An 18,911-nucleotide genomic window follows, 5' to 3' on the forward strand; every position below is an offset into this window, starting at 1 on the left:
GAAATATAATGGATCAAATAATGAAGCGTTCACTCACACGAGAATGTACGGAGCATAGCGGAAAGGTTGTATTACTACAAGGATGGGTAAAAAAGATTCGTCATCTAGGCAATGTTAGTTTTTTATTATTAAGGGATCGAACAGGAGTTATTCAATGCGTATTAGAAAATGAATTAGCTGGATATAAAGTTGATGTTGAAAGTGTCGTCCAAGTAATTGGTGAAATAGTAACGACAACGAAAACAGAATTAGGGGTTGAAGTACTTGCTCATGAAGTGAAAGTATTAAATGGTGCAGAACAACTTCCATTTGAAATAAATAAGAAGAAGTTACAGGTTGGCTTAGATCAACTATTGAATGAGCGGGTATTATCATTAAGACATGAGCGAATCGCTGCGATTTTTAAAGTGAAATCTACACTCGTTCAAAGCTTTAGTGAATTTCTAATAGAGAACGATTTCACACGTGTATTTACTCCGAAAATTGTCTCGCAAGGGGCAGAAGGAGGAGCAAATGTTTTTAAGCTTTCATATTTCCAAAAAGAAGCGTATTTAGCTCAATCACCACAGTTTTATAAACAAATGATGGTAGCGGGAGGACTCGAACGTGTTTTTGAAATTGCTCCTGTGTACCGGGCGGAACATCATAACTCTTCACGACATTTAAATGAATATATATCGTTAGACGTAGAACTTGGATTTATTCATGATTTTCATGAAGTGATGCAATTAGAGGCAGATGCATTACGATATATGTTTCAACAAGTAGAAAAAAACTGTGAAAAAGAATTACAACTATTACAAATAGCAGTACCCGTCATTGGAGAAATTCCTAAAATCACATTATCAGAAGCACAAGAAGTTTTGAAAAGTAAGTATCGAAAAGAATCTCCTGTAGGGGATTTAGATACAGAAGGTGAAAAGTTACTAGGGAAATATGTGAAGGAAACATATAATAGCGAGTTAGTTTTCATTACACATTATCCGAAAGAAGCGCGTCCAATGTATACGATGCCGAATAAAGAGAATCCATTGATTACCGATTCTTTCGACCTATTATATAAAGGACTAGAAATAACGTCAGGCGCACAGCGAATTCATAATCATGAAATGTTGCTCGCATCTTTTAAAGAAAAAGGATTACATCCAGATAAATTTCAATCTTATTTAAATACATTCCGATACGGTTGTCCGCCACATGGTGGTTTTGGAATTGGATTAGAACGAGTTGTGTATAAGCTATTAGAATTATCGAATGTAAGAGAAGCGAGTGCTTTTCCGAGGGATTGTACACGTCTTATACCATAACATTAAAACCCTTCTATAATATAGAAGGGTTTTGTGCATTTCAACATATGTTAAAGGGAATGATAATGGTTTTTTCGTGTGAAAATATGTAAATTATATCAAGAAAATTTGATAATGAATTGAGAAATAGAAAATTCATAAGTTATAATAAAATATGAATATAAAAATAGTTCACATAATAATGTATGGAAGGGTATGAAACATGTTATATCAAACTCAAGCAACACAACAAACACCAGCTTATATAATCTATCTTCTGGATGTAAGCGCATCAATGAATCAAATGATGGATGCAGGCGGAGAAGAAAAAAGAAGAATTGATATTGTAACGGATGCTCTTTCTTTAGCGATTCGCCAAATGGTATTTCGTTCAACAAAAGGTAGTCGCCTGCTTCCAAGGTATAAGTTATCTATTTTAGCCTATAGCGATCATGTTTTTGATCTATTGGGTGGGGTGAAAACAATAGACGAAGTAGCAAGACTGCGCCCACTAGAAAAAATCCAAACGCATCGCTTAACTGATACAGCAAAAGCTTTCTCTGTAGTGGAGAAGTTATTGCAAATGGAATTACCAAATTTACAAGATGGGCCAGCTCCTGTGGTCTGTCATATGACAGACGGCGCTTCAACTGGTGAAGATCCAGAATTAATTGTGCGAAGAATTATGGATATGTCTGTACCTGATGGAAATGTGTTAATTGAAAATATTTTTATTTCAGATGAAATTATGCAAGACCAAATTACTAATATAAAGAAGTGGCAAGGTATTATGCCAAATACAGAAATTACGGATGAGTACGGAGCAAAGTTGCAACGACTGTCATCACCTATCCCTCAAAGCTACCGTGAGATGATGACTGAGTATGGTTTTCATATTGGGGAGGGTGCAGTGATGATGTTTCCTGGTACAAATGCGGATTTAGTGTCACTTGGATTTCAAATGTCCGCTGCGACGCCTGTTCGATAGGGGAGATGAATAAAGTGAATTATATCCTGTCACAAGAAAAAGAAACGGTATTACAGGAGAAGAAAAGTGAACATTTTACATATCGATATAGTTATGTAAGAGCTAAAGAAACACAGGACTTAAATGAAAGTGGACAAGACTTCCTCGCATTTCAAGATAATGGAACTCGTTTCATGTTCGTATTATGTGATGGAGTAGGAATGTCTTTTCATGGCGAAATCGCTGCGAACTTTCTTGGTATGAAATTATTACATTTATTTGAAACATTTCAGGGAAAAGAACAGGATATTTCAGCCCTATTAAATGAAGAGCTGGAAAAGTGGAAAGAAGAAGGATTAGAGGAAGTGAGGGCATTTCAATTGCCGGAAGAAACACCGTGGCTACTTCGCGATGTATTGGAAGAAAAGAGAAAACAGGGTAGTGAAGCTATGTTTATTGGCGGGAGAATAGAACTCATTCCAAATGAAGATAAAGTATATGTAACAATAGTTACACATGGTGATTCATTTGTACAATTGTTTCAAAAGCAGAAGAATTGTTTGAATGTAATGAAGTTTGAGAGAAATATAGAGAAAAGATGGTCTACACATCGTGGCATTATTGGTGGCGAATTGGAGGTTTTTTCAAAGACATTATCCAGAGAAGAAGCTAATCGGATGGTTATTCATTCAGACGGACTTATGTCGCTTATGCAGTATAATTTTGAGGAAGTCTTAACAGAAATCGAGAGGGCGCAGTGCTCGCCGACAAGCGATGATATTTCATTTTTAGATATTTCTTGGTAACAACACGATGGAAAAAGGTGAATAAAACGTGGAAGAGATTATTGTGACGTACATAAAACAATCAAATGAAGAAATAGATATTGCGATTCCTAATGATATAAAAGTAGTGCAAATTATTGAAGCGATTTTACATCATGAAAAAATAGATGAAGCATTAAGCAGTATCTATGAAATTAAAGTGGCAAAAGATAAAGAAGAGTGGCATTCTATTCGGAATGATGAAACTTTGCGAGATAATGATGTTTGGGATGGACAATATGTAATGCTATATAAAAAGGGGGCTATTATTCCTTCTTTTGAAATGTTATCGGCAGAAGAAGTTTATAATGAACCTGTTAAACCCGATATATCTTCTAGTGAAGAAGATTATGTATGGAAAATCATTGAGTAATAGTTTTTGAATGGGGAAGGAGAAATGTTTTGTGCAAAAATCACCATATTTTCAACGCTCTCCGCGTGTGAAAGTAGATATACCCACAGGGGATGTTATTATTCATGATCCGCCGAATATACCGGAGGAGCCGAAATTTTCAATTGAAACGATGATATTGCCAGCGGCGATGACAATTTTGACTCTAGTATTATACTTTGTGATGATGAAGGTTATGAAAATGAATTCAAGCTATATGCCGCTAATGATGGTTTCTAGTATTCCTATGTTAGGGTCATATATATTTACATCGATGGGGCATTTACGTAGAAAGAAAGAACACCGTCAATTGGTTGAACAATTGCAAACAAGATACTTAGAGCAAATTCAAAAGCACCGAGTGGAATTAGATACGTTAAAGGTTGAACAAGCAAAGTATTTAATTACACAAAATCCAAGTCCTTTAAAAAGTGTGCAAAGAATTGAAAATCAAGAAAGTAACTTATGGGAGCGAACACCCGAAAGTCCGGATTTTTTAGATATTCGTATTGGAACGGGGGAAAGGCCATTCCTTGTAGAGTTGAAAGTGCCTGAGCAGAAAGGTTACGAAGAAAATCCATTAGTTACAGAAGCACAAAATGTGAAAAGAGATTTTACTACAATTCCTAATGGGCATATTTCAATTTCTTTGAAAAAAAATGATGTGATTGGTGTAGTTGGAAATAAAGAAGATAGGTTGAACTTTATTCGAATTGTAACGACGCAAATTATGACACATCATGCGCCAAATGAAGTGAAAATAGCAGCTTTTTATCATGAGAAGGAGAAAAAACAGTGGGATTGGATGAGATGGCTTCCTCACGTATGGGATGAGCAGAGAAGTATGCGTTTTCTATCTGCAAATCAACAAGACGCTCAGAAATTAGCTGAAGCGTTGTTCACACCACTTAATATGCGTAGAATTTATAATTCCTCTGCACAGGCAGATGCGAAAATACCTTTAATCCCAATGTATGTCTTTTTCTTATCCGCGCGAGAATTTTTAGAAGATGATCCTCTAATCCCAATGTTACTTAGAGAAGGGGAAAGTGTCGGAGCATCTACGTTTATATTTGCAGAACAAAGAGAAAGATTGCCGATGGAATGTGATCTTGTTATAAGCTTAAATGGAGAAAATGGTGAGTTAGTAGAAACGTTTTCAAGTTCAGCTGAAAATAGTGGGACAACACGTGTTAGTTTTAAAGTAGATCGACTTTCATTCGAACGATGTGAATTAGGAGCGCGAAGCATTGCTCCGATTCGGATGAAAAGTTCTACAGCAGCCAACATTCCGAAAGTATTAACATTTTTAGACTTGTTTCAAGCTAAGAAAATGGAAGAGTTACAAGTGCTAGAGAGATGGAAAGAAAATCGATATCCGACTTCATTACCGGTTCCAATTGGTGTAAGAGAAGGAAGTAAGCCTGTTTTTCTAAATATTCACGATAAAATAGAGAAAAAAGGGCATGGTCCACATGGTCTAATGGCTGGTACAACAGGATCAGGAAAAAGTGAAGTTATTCAGTCTATAATAGCAGCGTTAGCAGCAACCTATCATCCTCATGAGATGGCATTTATGCTTATTGATTATAAGGGTGGCGGAATGTCAAACACATTTGCGGGATTACCGCATATTATTGCATCTATTACGAACTTAGAAGATCCAAACTTAATTGAGCGTGCTAGAATTTCATTAAAGGCAGAATTAGAGCGGAGACAAAAATTATTCATTCAGGCTGGAAATGTCCAACATCTAGATGAATATTATGAAACACGTTGGCGTGAAAAAGAACCTTTACCACATTTATTTATTGTCATTGATGAGTTTGCTCAAATGAAAAAGGAACAACCTGAATTTATGGACGAGCTAATTAGTGTCGCTGCAATAGGAAGGACATTAGGAGTTCACTTATTATTAGCAACTCAAAAACCTTCTGGGGTTGTAAATGACAAGATTTGGAGTAACTCGCGTTTTCGAATTTGTTTACGTGTACAAGATGATGCGGATAGTCGTGAAATGCTAAAGATTCCAGATGCATCTAAAATCAATGTACCGGGACGAGGATATCTACAAGTTGGCAGCAATGAAGTATTGGAGTTATTTCAATCTGCATGGAGCGGAGCACCTTATAATCCAGATGAAGAGAAAGTTCTTGATGTTGTTGACTTTACAGAAGTTAAGCTTTCAGGTGAAAGAATAAAAGTGAAAAAGCGTCCAAAACCAATGACAAATAGTCCAAAGCAATTACAAGCTTTTATTCAATATGTACAGAGCGTATCAGAAAAAGAAAATATTAAAGCATTACCAGGACCTTGGTTAGCACCTTTACCAGAGAAACTATTATTAAATCAATTCTATGAAATAGAGAATTGGAATGCGGATGTATGGAAGCAAAGAGAAGATGAATTGCAGTTAACGGTAGGATTAATCGACGATGTGGCAAATCAAGCGCAGTATCCTTTGAAATTAGATGTACAAGAGGGGCATTTAAATATTTACGGTATGCCAGGTACAGGGAAAACGACTTTCTTACAAACAATTATTATGTCTCTGGCACTGTCTCATACGCCAGAGGAAGTAAACTTTTATGTGGTTGATTTTGGTCGCATGTTTTTAGACTTTAAAGATTTACCACATATGGGTGGAATTGTACAAGAAGACGAAATTGAAAAAATGAAACGATTGTTTAGCTCTTTGAAAAAGGAAGTCACATATCGGAAAGAATGTTTTTCTGATGTGGGAGCAAAATCTTTCGCGATGTATAACCGAATGGTAGAAAGAAAGATTCCAGTTATTGTCGTAATGATAGATGGTTATATTAGGTTCCGAAGTGAGTATGAGAAGGAAAATGAAATTTTAGAGCTATTATTACGTGAGTCAAGTACGTACGGTATTCATTTTCATTTTTCACTCAACCAAACAAATGATATGTTTGACCGTGTTCGTAACAATATTCCGATGGCGATTTCGTTTGAATTGCAAGATAGAACAGAATACTATAGTTTACTTGGAAGACCAAAATTCCCATTAATTGATGTACCATCTGGACGTGGTTTAGTGAAAGGGCAGCCCCCAGAACTATTCCAAGCAGCATTGCCTTTTATCGGAGAAAATGAATTGGAATATTCTCAGCAATTAAAAACAATTATTCAAAAAATGAATGGGGCATGGACTGGAGAGAAAGCGAAATCAATTCCAATGGTTCCAAAACAGTTGTTTGCTGAAGATATGCTAGAACAATCAGAATCATCGCGAATTTGTGTAGGTATCGAAACAGAAGATATTCGCTTGCAAAACTTTTCATTGGAAGAAATGACAAATATTTTCATTGGCGGAAGAATTGAAGGTGGTAAGACATCTTTATTACAAACACTGATTTTTTCTCTTACCTATCAACATGCACCTGAAGAAATTGAATTACTCATGATTGATTTAAGCGAAAAAACAACTGGTATTTTAGCTCTTGGAGAATTACCTCATGTTAAAAAGCGAATTACAGATGGAATACAATTAAAAGAAATGTTAGATGAGTTGCTAGAAGTAATAAATAACAGAGAAGTAGTCATGGCGTCTTTAAATCCAAATGAAAAAATGAAGTTTCCATATTCGAGGATTATTATTGTTATTGATGATATTGATCAAATGCTGGCGTTATTATCTACTGATTTTGATGCGAAAAATAAAATAGAGCAAATTGTTCAAAATGGAAGAAATAAAGGGATCCATTTTGTTGCAGCTGCTACAACTTCAAGTGTAACTAATTATTCACATGAAAAATGGTTTGCGGAAATCAGAAAACGAAGCTTTAGTTATTTATTAGGCACCACACAAAATAATGATGTGTATTTCTTTAATATAAAGCTTAAGCATACAGAAATGGATCAAGAATTCCAAAGCGGGGAAGGATATTTTATACGCAGACAACCTATGAAAGTAAAATGTGCTTTTACACCGCTACATTTACTACATGATTTAACAAAAAAGGTTGCTAGGAAATGGTTAGAATCTAAAAAAAGAGTATAAAATTAGGTAATTTACAAAAAAATACTATTTTTTTGTAAATTACCCCTTTAAAAATAGTGTGAATATAGTTTATAATCTAATTGTTATAATATTAGTAGATTGAAAGGGGAAATACAGGATGACACAAATTAAAATTACACCTGAACAACTTGATCAAATTGCTGGACGCTTTACAAACGCAGCAGCTGAAGCTCAACAACAAATCAATAACCTTGGAAATGACATTGAAAGTTTAAATGGGCAATGGTCTGGGGCAACACAAGATAAGTTCAGAGCGAACTTTAGTGATGCTAGACAAGAAATGCTAAAATACATTCCGATTCTAGAACACATTTCTGCCGATTTGAAAAACATTGCTACTAACTTCCGTAACGCAGATAACTCATATTAATAGCAGAACAATTGCAAAAGGCCAGGAGCTATTGTTCCTGGCCTTTTCTTTAAAAATTGTCATATGAGAGTAAGGGGATAAAATGGGATTCAGACCAGAAGTGGGAGAAAAAATTGTTTTTAATAAAGATGCTTATCATTTTGCAAAGCATCCAGCAGTTATTGGGATTGATATGCCATATGGGCAAGAAGGTAGACAAGGAACGGTATATCAGCTACAACATGAAAATAGTGTAGATCGAATCGCATTAAAAGTTTTTAAGGAACGCTATCGTGATGAAAAACATCAATTAGTATTTTTAAAACCACTTTCTTCTATAGCGGGTCTTAAAGTATGTTCACGTTACATTGTTACAAAAGAAGAACATACATCTGTAATTGAAAAGTCAGAAGATCTTGCGAATAGTATTGTGATGCCTTGGATTGAAGGGCCAACTTGGGCTGATATTTTACAAGAGCAACGAATGCTATCAAAACAGCAATGTTTTTTTATTGCAGAAGCATTTCTAACAACACTTAAAACAATGGAAGAAAATGAGATTGCTCATAATGACTTGTCATCTAGTAACATACTAATACCTTTTTTAAGTGAAAATCCTATTGAAGGTCAACACCGTATTGAGCTTGTTGATGTTGAGCAAATGTATGGGCCAAAAAGTAAAAGACCTTCGTTATTGCCAGCAGGTTCAGTGGGTTATGCGCCAATGTATTTAAAAAGCGGGGTATGGCAAAAAGAAGCCGATCGATTTGCTGGTGCTATTTTATTAGGAGAAATATTAAGCTGGTGTAGTGAAGAAGTTCGAAATACAAAATGGACGGATGCAAGTTACTTTAAAACGGAAGAAATGCAGACTGAATGTGAAAGATATACGTTACTTCAGCAAGTATTACATAATCAATGGAATGGGGAAATTGCTAGGCTATTTAAGCAGGCATGGAATAGTAACTCTTTCGCAGAATGTCCAAGCTTTGCACAGTGGTACGATGCATTTAATAGCGCAAGAGAAATAATAAAAATTGATGCGGAAAGGCAGTCAGCACAAGAACATTCTCTTTTTGTATCGAAATGTTTGGAAATTGCAAGATTGTTTGAAGAGAGAGGACTTAAACAAGCGGCAATATATGAATATAAAAAAATTTTCAATTCACTTAATCCATCAACAGCTCTAAAACAAGAACTCGCATATATCATTCAAACTATGGAGAGTCAAGAGCCTGAAATAAATCAAAAAAAGGTACTACAAATTTATTTGGAACTAGCTACTGAATTGGAACGAGAAAACAATGCAGAATTTGCTTGTTTCGTCTATTCACGAATCGTACAATTTCCAAACATTGATCATGCGTTAAAAAAGGAAATTGAAAGCATTATTGAAGAGATAAAAGAAGAACAAGGAACACAGCCGCAGCAAGAAATAGCAGCCACAATTACAGTTCCTAATAGCATTCTACAGAGTCGGAAACAACCAAAAAAACAAGTTGAATATGATATAGATGATGAAATTTTAAATGCAAAAGCATCGAATCAACCACTTACAGTAGCGCATGAACAAAGTGAACCGTCTGCTTTTTCTAAATGGTGGAAAAAGAATAAGAAACGGATTTTGATTATTGGCTCAATAGTAGTAGTTGTTATAGGTGGTTCAACGTTATTTTATTTCTATACAACAAACGCTAAATATCAAAAATATATGGAACAAGCACGACAAGCTTATCATGATAAAAAATATACAAAAGCAGAAGAGGCTGTTGGTCATGCAATTACAGTGAAAGGAAGAGACGAAGCGCATCTTCAATTAGCAACAATTTACGTTGCTGAAGGAAAGAATAAAATTGCAATCGATTATATTACCAAATTAATAAAGGATAGAGAAATTGATAAAGAAAATAATGAAGCTGCCTATTTATTAGCTTCAGCAAATTTCCGCATCGGAAAATATCAAGAAGCAGTGTTGAATTTTGAACAAGCATTAGCGAATAATGCAAAAGGAATTGAACCGTATAAAAAAGATGCTATGCGAGATTTAGCTGTAAGTCATATGAAGATGAAAGAATTTGAAAAAGCAGAAGATGTTATTGTCAAAATGAGTACGAAGACAAATGAGGATAAGGCAATTGTTTCGTATTTAAAAGGGCAACTATCAACAGCAACTGTGCAGTTAGACAAAGCGGAGTCTTTCTTTAAAGAAGCTATTATACAAGATTCAAAGAATGCCATATATACAATTGAACTTTCAAATTTATATGTGCTTTGGAATAAAACAAACCTAATTGATAGTGCGAAAAAAGAAATGAATTATCAACAGGCATCTCAAGTATTACAGGCTGCGATTCAAAAAGATATGAAAAATATAGAATTATTAAATCAACTTGGAATTGTGTATTATGAAGCTGGTCAATTTTACGAAACGCGAGATGGTGCAAAGAGTAATGCTGCGTATCAACAAGCATTGGACGCTTACAATAGAGTTGTCAACAGTGGGACTCGCGACATAAATACGCTTGTAAATATAGGGATTTTATACGATAAAGTGGGACAAGGAAATGAAGCAGAGAAATTTTTTACAGAAGCATACTCACAAAATGATGAAGATCCACATGTGAACTTTGCATTTGGAATGTTCAAAATTAAACAGAAAAAATATGAAGAAGCGAGCCGCTTCTTAAGAAAAACAGTACAAGCAAATGAAAATGAAGCTGAAGTAAGAGCAGCACAAGAAAAACTAGCAGAAATGAAAACAAACGGCTGGATTCAATAAAGATGGGAAAAGGGGAACACGCATGGAAGAGAATAATAATAATTTAGGTAAAAAAGTTGCTATATCAGTAATGTCGGTAGCTTTATTTGGAACGTCAGGATATCTTGTGTATGACAAAGGCTTTAGCACAGCGGGAAGAGAAACTGTAAAACTAGCAAGTAATACAGAAGAGAAAAAAGATGATCGTATTACAGGAAGCAACTTACAGTCTATGTTCCCAAATTTAGTTGCTGATCCTGCAAAAAAAGATGAAAAACCTGGCGAAAAACCAACTGTTAATTTAGCAGACCTAATCGGAAATAATAAATCACCAATTACACCAATGACGTATAAGCCAGATGATGTGTCGGTGGAAAAGAAAGATCCACAAATCAAATTATCAGATGCACCAACTCCACAAAAGCTAGAGTTGCCAACTAATATGGGAGGACCTGTGGCGGAACCGGGTAAGGTTAATGATAATAAACAGCAACTTAATGTACAAGAAGGTGATGGGCAAAAGCCAGATACAGGTATAAAACCAGACGCAGGTATAAAACCAGATACAAAACCGGATACAAAACCAGACACAACGCCAGATACAAAACCAGACACAAAACCAGACACAACGCCAGATACAAAACCAGACGCAACGCCAGATACAAAACCAGATACAAAACCAGATACAAAACCGGATACAAAACCAGATACAAAACCAGATACAAAACCAGATACAAAACCAGATACAAAACCAGATACAAAGCCAGATACAAAACCAGATACAAAACCAGATACAAAACCAGATACAAAACCAGATACAAAACCAGATACAAAGCCAGATCCAGAACCAACATACCCAACAATTACAGTATCACCAAAAACGGGTGATACTTTAGTTGAGTGGTACGCTGGGAATGGACAATACTACTCATCTGTTTTCTTTAATGATTTTTATACGAATCAAAAAGAACCGAACCAATATGTATTAAATAATCTAACTAACGATCAGAGCCAAAAAAAAGACTGGACGCTTGTTAGCCAATTGAATACAACATCAGAATCAAAATCAGTAGCAGAACGTAAGTTAGCAATAGATAATTTAGAACAAATTCTTACAAGTGGTGAATATTCAAATGAGAGAGCGTTATTCTATTTACGTAATCAAATCAATGTGCTAAATGGATCGGTTCACAAGGAAGAAGAGTTACAAAAATATTTAACTGAAAATAAGAAAAAATATATTGAATTAGTAGCAAAAAATGTTTATGAAGCAGCAACAGAAGAAAAAGAAAAGTGGTCAAATACAGGGGATGTAGCATCTTTAGAACAAGCATTAAGTAAATTTTATTTAGTCACGTCTGTATTTGAAAGTGTAGATCCTACATTAGTAGAAAAAGCGAATCAAGATGTAGAAGATATTTTCAACCAGCTATTAGAAGAAGAAATAAAGAACCTTAATATCCAAACATCAGTAGTGATGTCTACAACTGAAACAAAAGAAAATGCAAGCCCAGTGAAAGAAGATACTAGTAGTAATGAAGGAAAAGCAGTGAAAGAAGTTACTAGCAGTAATGAAGGAAAAGTAGTTAAAGAAGAAAATGAGGCAACAGCTACATCAAGCGAGAAAAATCTAAAAGATTCAATAACTGAAGGTGCCACAAATAACGATAAAACAAATAATGTAGATTCAAGTAATCAAAAAGAAAAAGTGAAATCTGACCCGGTTGAAGAAGCAATTGCTCAAATTGATGTATATTTAAATCCAGAGAATCCACATTATGAAAATGCTTTACTATTAGTAAATGAATGGATTGATAAGGCAACGGGTCAACAAAAAAATACAATAGAACAGAAATTTAGTGTAGTAGTAGAGGGACTTCGTGGACAAATAAAAGATCCTAATTTTACAGTGGAAGATGCTATAAAGAAAGCAAATTTATTAGCAAATACGGCAAGGGTAGAAAAATCTGTTCAAGACGAATCTCATAAGTTATTAATGCCGCTAATGTTTGAAAAAAAAGCAAACGAAGCTGCAAATAAAGGCGAATATTATACAGCGGTATTAAATATTGCAAATGCAATTCGTACAAAGCACCCATTGGAACGTTCAAGAGAAGAAATGGTTAATTATGCGAATAAATTATGGACAGATACAGAAAATGAATGGAATAAAATGAATGGAACGACAGGATGGCAAAGTGAAGTAGGTAAAACAGTATTACCATCATACACATTACTTGCACAGTTAAAAGATATTGATAAAACGATTGGCCAAATTAGCGGTATGAATATGATTGATAATGCATCAAGAAAAATGGAGGGAATTCAACTTGTACAATTAGCAGATGAAGAAGCGAATAAAGAAGGACAAACGAGCCTTTATAATGCTTTACATTATTATGGTCAAGCAGCTTCTCGTGGTGTTATTGAGAAAAAAGGATTCTCTAATGTTACTAGTCGTGTAATCAAAGAAATAAAACAGTTAGACAAAACTCAATATAAGGCTGCATTAAACAACTATCAAATTTTGTATAAAACACCAGGAATTGAAGAATTAGGAATTAAAGATGCGATAAAAGCGGAAATTGAATATTTGAGTACATTTGCAGCTGCAAATGTAAGCGGGAATAAAGATACAATTGAAGATTTAGCTTCAGCAATCGAATTAACTTATCATTCTATGGAACTAGCTATGAAATTAGGATATCCCGAAGCAGATGCAAAAGAATGGATGAATACGGTAGCTGTAAAAATGTTTAATAAAGGTGCAGGATACATGTCTTCAAATGATACAAATAATGCATATAAATGTTTTGAATTTTTAACTCGTGAAAAATATGCAAATGCTATTAATGGGGAAATAACTAAACAAGCAAAAGAGAATGTAGAAAAAATTAAAGCTATGAACGTTCAAAAATAATTAGATTAAACTTCGCCATCTTACTCTTAGTAAGATGGCGAAATTATTCCCAACAAGGAGTGAAGATTAATGAGTCTACTAGAAATTTGCCCATTAGATGAGGCGTTAGTGGAAGCTTTACAGAACGAAGAAAAAAGAGTTCGTTTTTATGAGATGTTACAGAAATCAAATTTATACGTTGTTGCTTCTGTCGAGGGAGATACAAATGTAGATGAAGAAGGGAATTTGATTTCAACTGATAATACACAATTGCAAATTCATTATTTTGAAATGGAAGAAGGGTTAATGTTACCACTTTATTCTGATTTAAAGCATTTAGAAATGGTTATTCCAGAAGAATGCCCATATGTCTCTATGAATGCAGTTGAATTATTGAAAACGATAGATTTAGAGGCAAATGTCATATTGAACCCAGGAACAAAATTTCAAAAATTATTTGTAAAGGAAGAAATTGAAGCGATTTGTGATAACAGTATTTTTGATGTTTTCTCTAAAGAGAATAAGTAAAAATTGATGCAGTTCTATTTCTTTTTGGTATAAAATAGAGGAAGGTGGGAGAAGGTTTGGAGATTAAAGTCAAACCTGAACAACTCGAACAAATTGCCAAAAACATATCAGAGATGCAAACACACAGCCAGAATATACAACAAAATCTCAATCAATCCATGTTTAGTATTCAAATGCAATGGCAAGGAGCGACGAGTCAGCATTTTTATGGGGAATATATGAGATCAATGAGACTCATGGAATCTTACATACGTAACTTACAAGTTACAGAAAAAGAATTACGGCGTATTGCTCAAAAGTTTCGTCAAGCAGATGAAGAATATCAAAAGAAACAAAATGAAAAATTGAAAGAAACCCATAAAAAAGAAAAGAAACATGAAAAATCATGGTGGGAAAAGGGAGTAGAAGGAGCAGCTGAATTCATCGGAGTGAATGATGCAATTCGTGCAGTTACCGGTAAAGACCCTATTACAGGAAAAGAACTATCAACAAAAGAAAGACTCATCGCTGCAGGATGGACACTCCTAAACTTTGTTCCTGTTGGAAAAGTCGCGAGTCTTGCTGGAAAAGGAATAAAGTATGTCGCTTCTAGCTTTGGGAAGACAATTGTGAAAGCAGGAAAAAGACTAGGCGAAGGCATAACAATGGTGGCTGGAAAAGCAGCTGTAGATGGCATAAAAACAGCCAGCCACAAAGTAAAAGAGGGTGTAAATTTTGTAGCCTCCACAGCAAAAGGATTTGCTGACAAAATCGGAAGCTTATGGAACAAAGGTGCCACAACCGTAAAAACAACCTTCTTGCAGGGAAATGAAAAGATTCAGCACGCAGTAAAAACATTGCTGGAGTACAAATGGATCCCAGGTGAGGGAAACGGCTTCGTCATGGCTGGAGTAGGAAGGGTCTCAGATATAGGCAAGAATTCTCTGGATGATGCTTATCAGTATATGGAGAGTAAGGTTGTTAAGGGTACGGGTGAAGTCAAGCATTTAGATGATATACCTAGAATAAAAGAAATTGAAGTGAAATTTAACTACAAAACAAAATTCGATTCAGAAGAATTTGCAAGACAGTTAAAGGATCAAGAAAAAGGTATGAATGAATTAACCGTACATGAATACCGGGAAAATCGAAATCGATTTATTGATAAAGGTAGGGCAATAGAAGGAAATGCATACCAGCAGGCAGCAAGAGAAAGAGCATTAAGAGATAAAATTGATGAGTTATTTGAACAAGGATTAACACTTAAAGAAGCAAAGACGCAAGCGAATGAATGGATGAAAACTCAAGCAGCACTTCATAATCCAGATCAGGTTGCGGGTGGAAGACCTGAAATAATAGGAGGGATGGGAGATAAGAGGGTTAATTTCTCTATAGGTAGTCAATGGCGGACTAGAATCAAAATTGTTGATAAACAAATCGAGGAAATAGCAAAAAACATGACATCAGAACAACTAAAAAATACTTATTTGAATGTCAAGTTAACACATTAAAGGAGGAAAAAAATTGCATAAATTAAAAATAATGAAGGAATTTAAACTGGAACAAAAAGTCCCTGAAAGTATAATTGAAAAATATTCTAATACACTTCCTGAATCATTAACTGATATTTGGAAAGAGTATGGATTTGGAACGACCTTGAATGGATTTCTTAGGTTAATTAATCCTGAAGATTATTTTGAAATTGTCAAAGAAACATATATTAGACACCAAAATACAATACCATTATTTACAACAAGTATGGGGGATATCCTTTTGCTTGAGAAATATGGTGATAAATCATATATTATTCAATTAAATTATCGTAAAGGGAAATCAAAAGTCATTGCTTCTAAATTTGAGCTATTTTTAAGGTTTCTTGAGGAAGAAGAATATTTAGAAGAAGACATGGAATGGAATCCTTATTCAGTGGCTATCCAAAATTACGGAATACCAACTTATAATGAGTGTTTTGGTTACGTTCCTCTTCTTGGATTAGGAGGGGCAGAAAAAGTAGAGAATCTGCAAAAAGTTAAATTGATTGAGCATATTTATTTAATTACTCAGTTTATGGGACCGATTGAATAAATAGAAAGAATAAATCATTGTAGACCAAGAGATTACTTAAAGGTAGTCTCTTTTATTTTAGATAATACCTATTGTAACACTATGGAGAAGAATTGGCAGAATCTATGATTCTTTTATTAGATTATATGATTTTGAGTACGATGGAGATATAGATGAAGTTAAATTTAATTTATAAAGGATCAGTTGTATATGAGGAGTGGGATGAATAGTTTATAATAAATAATTTAAGAGGTTAAGCATATATGTAGATGAGTAAAAAATAAAGTATATTTGCAGTGGAAAGAAAAAGAATAGGCTGTTAGAAAGTACGTACTTCATGATGGTTGGACCATCATAGGGTACAATGTGCAATGATAGAAGAGAATACGAAGTACGAGCTTAGGCGATATGACATTTTAATGGGTGATGAATATAAACACATGGAATGTATATTAAACTAACGAACTCGTACAAACTCGTAAGTTTTAACACAGTAGTTTTCATGACATACAAAAGGTATCATTTTGTTAATATAAAACTTACAAATTTATGCTACTTAAAAACAGAAGAACTTAAAGCACTTGATTGTCGACTAAAGGCAATGAGTGCTTTTTTGCGTTTAAGGATAGAAATGAGTAGGCACATTGTAGTTTTATAAGTGCCTAAGTGTTGAATCTTTATTATTGTTTTAATAGATTGTACTGGCTATATGATAGCAGAGAAAAAATTGTAAAAGGGATTAAAATAACAACAAACCTCGGATTATTAGTAAAAAGATGAGATAGAGAAACTATGTTTCATTCAAATTTAGTACAATCATTGCGAGACGGAAAAAATATTGAGCTTGAACGCACGAGACTAGCAAGCTTGAAAGTAGAAAAATCTAGAAATGAAACAATGTATCAGTTTGGTGGAAATAAATTATGGGGAGAGGGTATTAGATGAGAAAAGATTTAGAGTGGGAATATGCTGATGCAGAAGTATCAGAAACTAAGATTAAAGAAATTGGATTACAATTAGGCTTCCAGTTACCTCAAGATTATATTGATTGTGTAAAAATAAATGGAGGTGCGAGTGTATTACTAGAAGAATTTAATGTAGGCAATGTAGAGCGTTGCTTTGGTAGTTTATTTAGTTTTGATGAGGAAAGTAGTGAGTACATTATTAAAAAGTATGAAATATACAAACCTATGCTTCCGCAAAAGATTTTCCCTATTGCAATTGATCCAGCTGGAAATTTAATGTGTTTAGATTATAAAAATAATACAGAAAACCCAATTGTAGTTTTTTGGGAGCATGAGAATGCTGGCGAAAAAGAAATGTTAATGCGTCAAGAAGGTTTAACAGAAGCACAAGTAGAAGAACTGGCAAGAGAAAATGTATTTTATATTGCAGATACATTTACTGATTTTTTAAGTAAATTACACGATTAAAAAATATAATGATGAATGAAAAATAAAGTTTATGTGAAGTGGATAGAAAGAATAATAGGGTGTTTGAAAATAGATACTTCATGATGGTTGTACCATCATGGAGTACTGTGAGCAATGATAGAATAGAAAATAAAGTACGAGCTTAGGCGAGATGACATTTTAATGGGTGATGAATATAAACACATGGAATGTATATTAAACTAACGAACTCGTACAAACTCGTAAGTTTTAATATAGTATTTGTCATGATGTACAAAAGGTGTCATACTGTTACTACAAAACTTACAAATTTACGCAACTTAAAAACAGAAGAACTTAAAGCACTTGATTGTCAATTAAAGGCAACAAGTGCTTTTTTGCGTTTTAGGATAGAAATGAGTAGACACGTTATAATTTTATAAGTGCGCTAAGTGTTAAATTTTTATAGATTGTAATGGCTATGTACAGCGTACGACGATAGTAGAGGAAAAAATAAAGGGTTGTATTATTTTTTGAAATCATCGTAAAGTACGTTTTAACGGATGGACGTTATGCACACGTTATCCGCAAAAAACGGGTAAACGTTACAGGGACTGTAATCGCTGTAACGGGAGGGAGTTTGATATGGAAGAGAAAGTAGTTGGCTATGTACGAGTTTCAACAGAAGGACAAGTACGTGAAGGATACAGCCTAACGTATCAAGTAGAAGAAATTGAACGGTACTGCATTGAAAATAAACTATAGCTGCTTCACATATACGAAGATAAAGGAATTAGCGGAGCGACAGTAGATGAAGATGGATTAACAGTTGAACGTGAAGGCTTACAAGAATTACTGTCAGATATGACGTATCATCAAGTAAGCAAAGTTATTGTGCTCAATACATCTCGGTTATGGCGCTCTGATATGGCAAAAGTGTTAATACAACGAGAACTAAAGAAACATGAGGTTGATGTGAAAGCAATTGAACAACCGAATTACAGTATATATACACATGATCCCAATGACTTTTTAGTAAATGGCATGTTAGAGCTATTAGACCAATATCAACGTCTCGAGATTGCATTGAAGCTAAGTAGAGGCAGAAAGAAGAAAGCGGAACAAGGTGGATATGCAGGTGGCGGTGTGATGTTTGGTTACACGGCAAAGAAAGGTCAAAAAGTACTAGAAGTAGATGCGGAAAAAGCAATGATTGTACGTAGGCTATTTGAGTTACGACACTTTTTTAGGCATTGGTCACTTGCTCAATTAGCGGAACGACTTAATGTAGAGGGCTATCGTACAGAGAAAGGAAAGCTGTTTACGAAAGTACAAGTGAAACGTATGTTAGACCGAGAGAACTTTTATCGAGGGGTGTATACATACGGGCAAATACAAACAAATGGGAAACATCCAGTAATTATATAATA

At 34.5% G+C, this 18,911-nt stretch carries 14 protein-coding genes and 1 pseudogene; all 15 read left to right on the forward strand.

The window, feature by feature from the left end; translation table 11 throughout:
- Positions 1-8 precede the first annotated feature (8 nt).
- Entirely contained in the window at positions 9-1,307 is a 1,299-nt protein-coding gene (aspS, locus tag QCI77_RS10875) for an aspartate--tRNA(Asn) ligase (RefSeq protein ID WP_353824908.1), read from the forward strand.
- Positions 1,308-1,509: 202 nt separating this feature from the next.
- A complete protein-coding gene (locus QCI77_RS10880) occupies positions 1,510-2,274 on the forward strand; it encodes a vWA domain-containing protein (RefSeq protein WP_098776431.1) in 765 nt (254 codons plus the stop codon).
- A gap of 5 nt (positions 2,275-2,279) precedes the next feature.
- Entirely contained in the window at positions 2,280-3,059 is a 780-nt protein-coding gene (locus tag QCI77_RS10885; protein ID WP_098776430.1) for a PP2C family serine/threonine-protein phosphatase, read from the forward strand.
- 28 nt (positions 3,060-3,087) lie between these two features.
- Positions 3,088-3,450, forward strand: coding sequence for a ubiquitin family protein (locus QCI77_RS10890; protein WP_063219638.1), 363 nt, complete (start codon positions 3,088-3,090; stop codon positions 3,448-3,450).
- A gap of 31 nt (positions 3,451-3,481) precedes the next feature.
- A complete protein-coding gene (gene essC, locus QCI77_RS10895; protein WP_353824909.1) occupies positions 3,482-7,492 on the forward strand; it encodes a type VII secretion protein EssC in 4,011 nt (1,336 codons plus the stop codon).
- Between the two features lie 118 nt (positions 7,493-7,610).
- Entirely contained in the window at positions 7,611-7,883 is a 273-nt protein-coding gene (locus QCI77_RS10900) for a WXG100 family type VII secretion target (protein WP_002158043.1), read from the forward strand.
- A gap of 82 nt (positions 7,884-7,965) precedes the next feature.
- Complete coding sequence (locus tag QCI77_RS10905; RefSeq protein WP_353824911.1) at positions 7,966-10,641, forward strand: tetratricopeptide repeat protein; 2,676 nt, start codon at positions 7,966-7,968, stop codon at positions 10,639-10,641.
- Between the two features lie 22 nt (positions 10,642-10,663).
- The gene (locus tag QCI77_RS10910; RefSeq protein WP_353824912.1) at positions 10,664-13,540 is read left to right on the forward strand and encodes a hypothetical protein; all 2,877 of its coding nucleotides are present in this window, start codon (positions 10,664-10,666) and stop codon (positions 13,538-13,540) included.
- Positions 13,541-13,609: 69 nt separating this feature from the next.
- Positions 13,610-14,047 carry an SseB family protein gene (locus QCI77_RS10915; protein ID WP_353824913.1) on the forward strand — a complete coding sequence of 146 codons (438 nt, stop codon included), beginning with the start codon at positions 13,610-13,612 and terminating at the stop codon, positions 14,045-14,047.
- A gap of 56 nt (positions 14,048-14,103) precedes the next feature.
- Positions 14,104-15,537: a WXG100 family type VII secretion target gene (locus QCI77_RS10920; RefSeq protein WP_353824914.1), complete on the forward strand. Its 1,434-nt coding sequence runs from the start codon at positions 14,104-14,106 to the stop codon at positions 15,535-15,537.
- Between the two features lie 31 nt (positions 15,538-15,568).
- Entirely contained in the window at positions 15,569-16,111 is a 543-nt protein-coding gene (locus QCI77_RS10925) for a T6SS immunity protein Tdi1 domain-containing protein (protein ID WP_029948785.1), read from the forward strand.
- 430 nt (positions 16,112-16,541) lie between these two features.
- Complete coding sequence (locus tag QCI77_RS10930; RefSeq protein ID WP_085450497.1) at positions 16,542-16,748, forward strand: hypothetical protein; 207 nt, start codon at positions 16,542-16,544, stop codon at positions 16,746-16,748.
- Positions 16,749-16,882: 134 nt separating this feature from the next.
- Positions 16,883-17,035, forward strand: a complete 153-nt coding sequence (locus QCI77_RS10935) for a hypothetical protein (protein ID WP_353825805.1) — start codon at positions 16,883-16,885, stop codon at positions 17,033-17,035.
- Positions 17,032-17,523, forward strand: coding sequence for an SMI1/KNR4 family protein (locus QCI77_RS10940; RefSeq protein WP_353824915.1), 492 nt, complete (start codon positions 17,032-17,034; stop codon positions 17,521-17,523). The genes QCI77_RS10935 and QCI77_RS10940 overlap by 4 nt, the downstream gene beginning before the upstream one ends.
- A 603-nt stretch (positions 17,524-18,126) precedes the next feature.
- A pseudogene (locus QCI77_RS10945) lies at positions 18,127-18,909 on the forward strand (recombinase family protein).
- Positions 18,910-18,911: the final 2 nt, after the last annotated feature.

Origin of the sequence: Bacillus cereus group sp. MG9 (genome assembly GCF_040459995.1) — a bacterium.
In the GTDB taxonomy this organism is placed as follows: Bacteria; Bacillota; Bacilli; order Bacillales; family Bacillaceae_G; genus Bacillus_A; species Bacillus_A mycoides.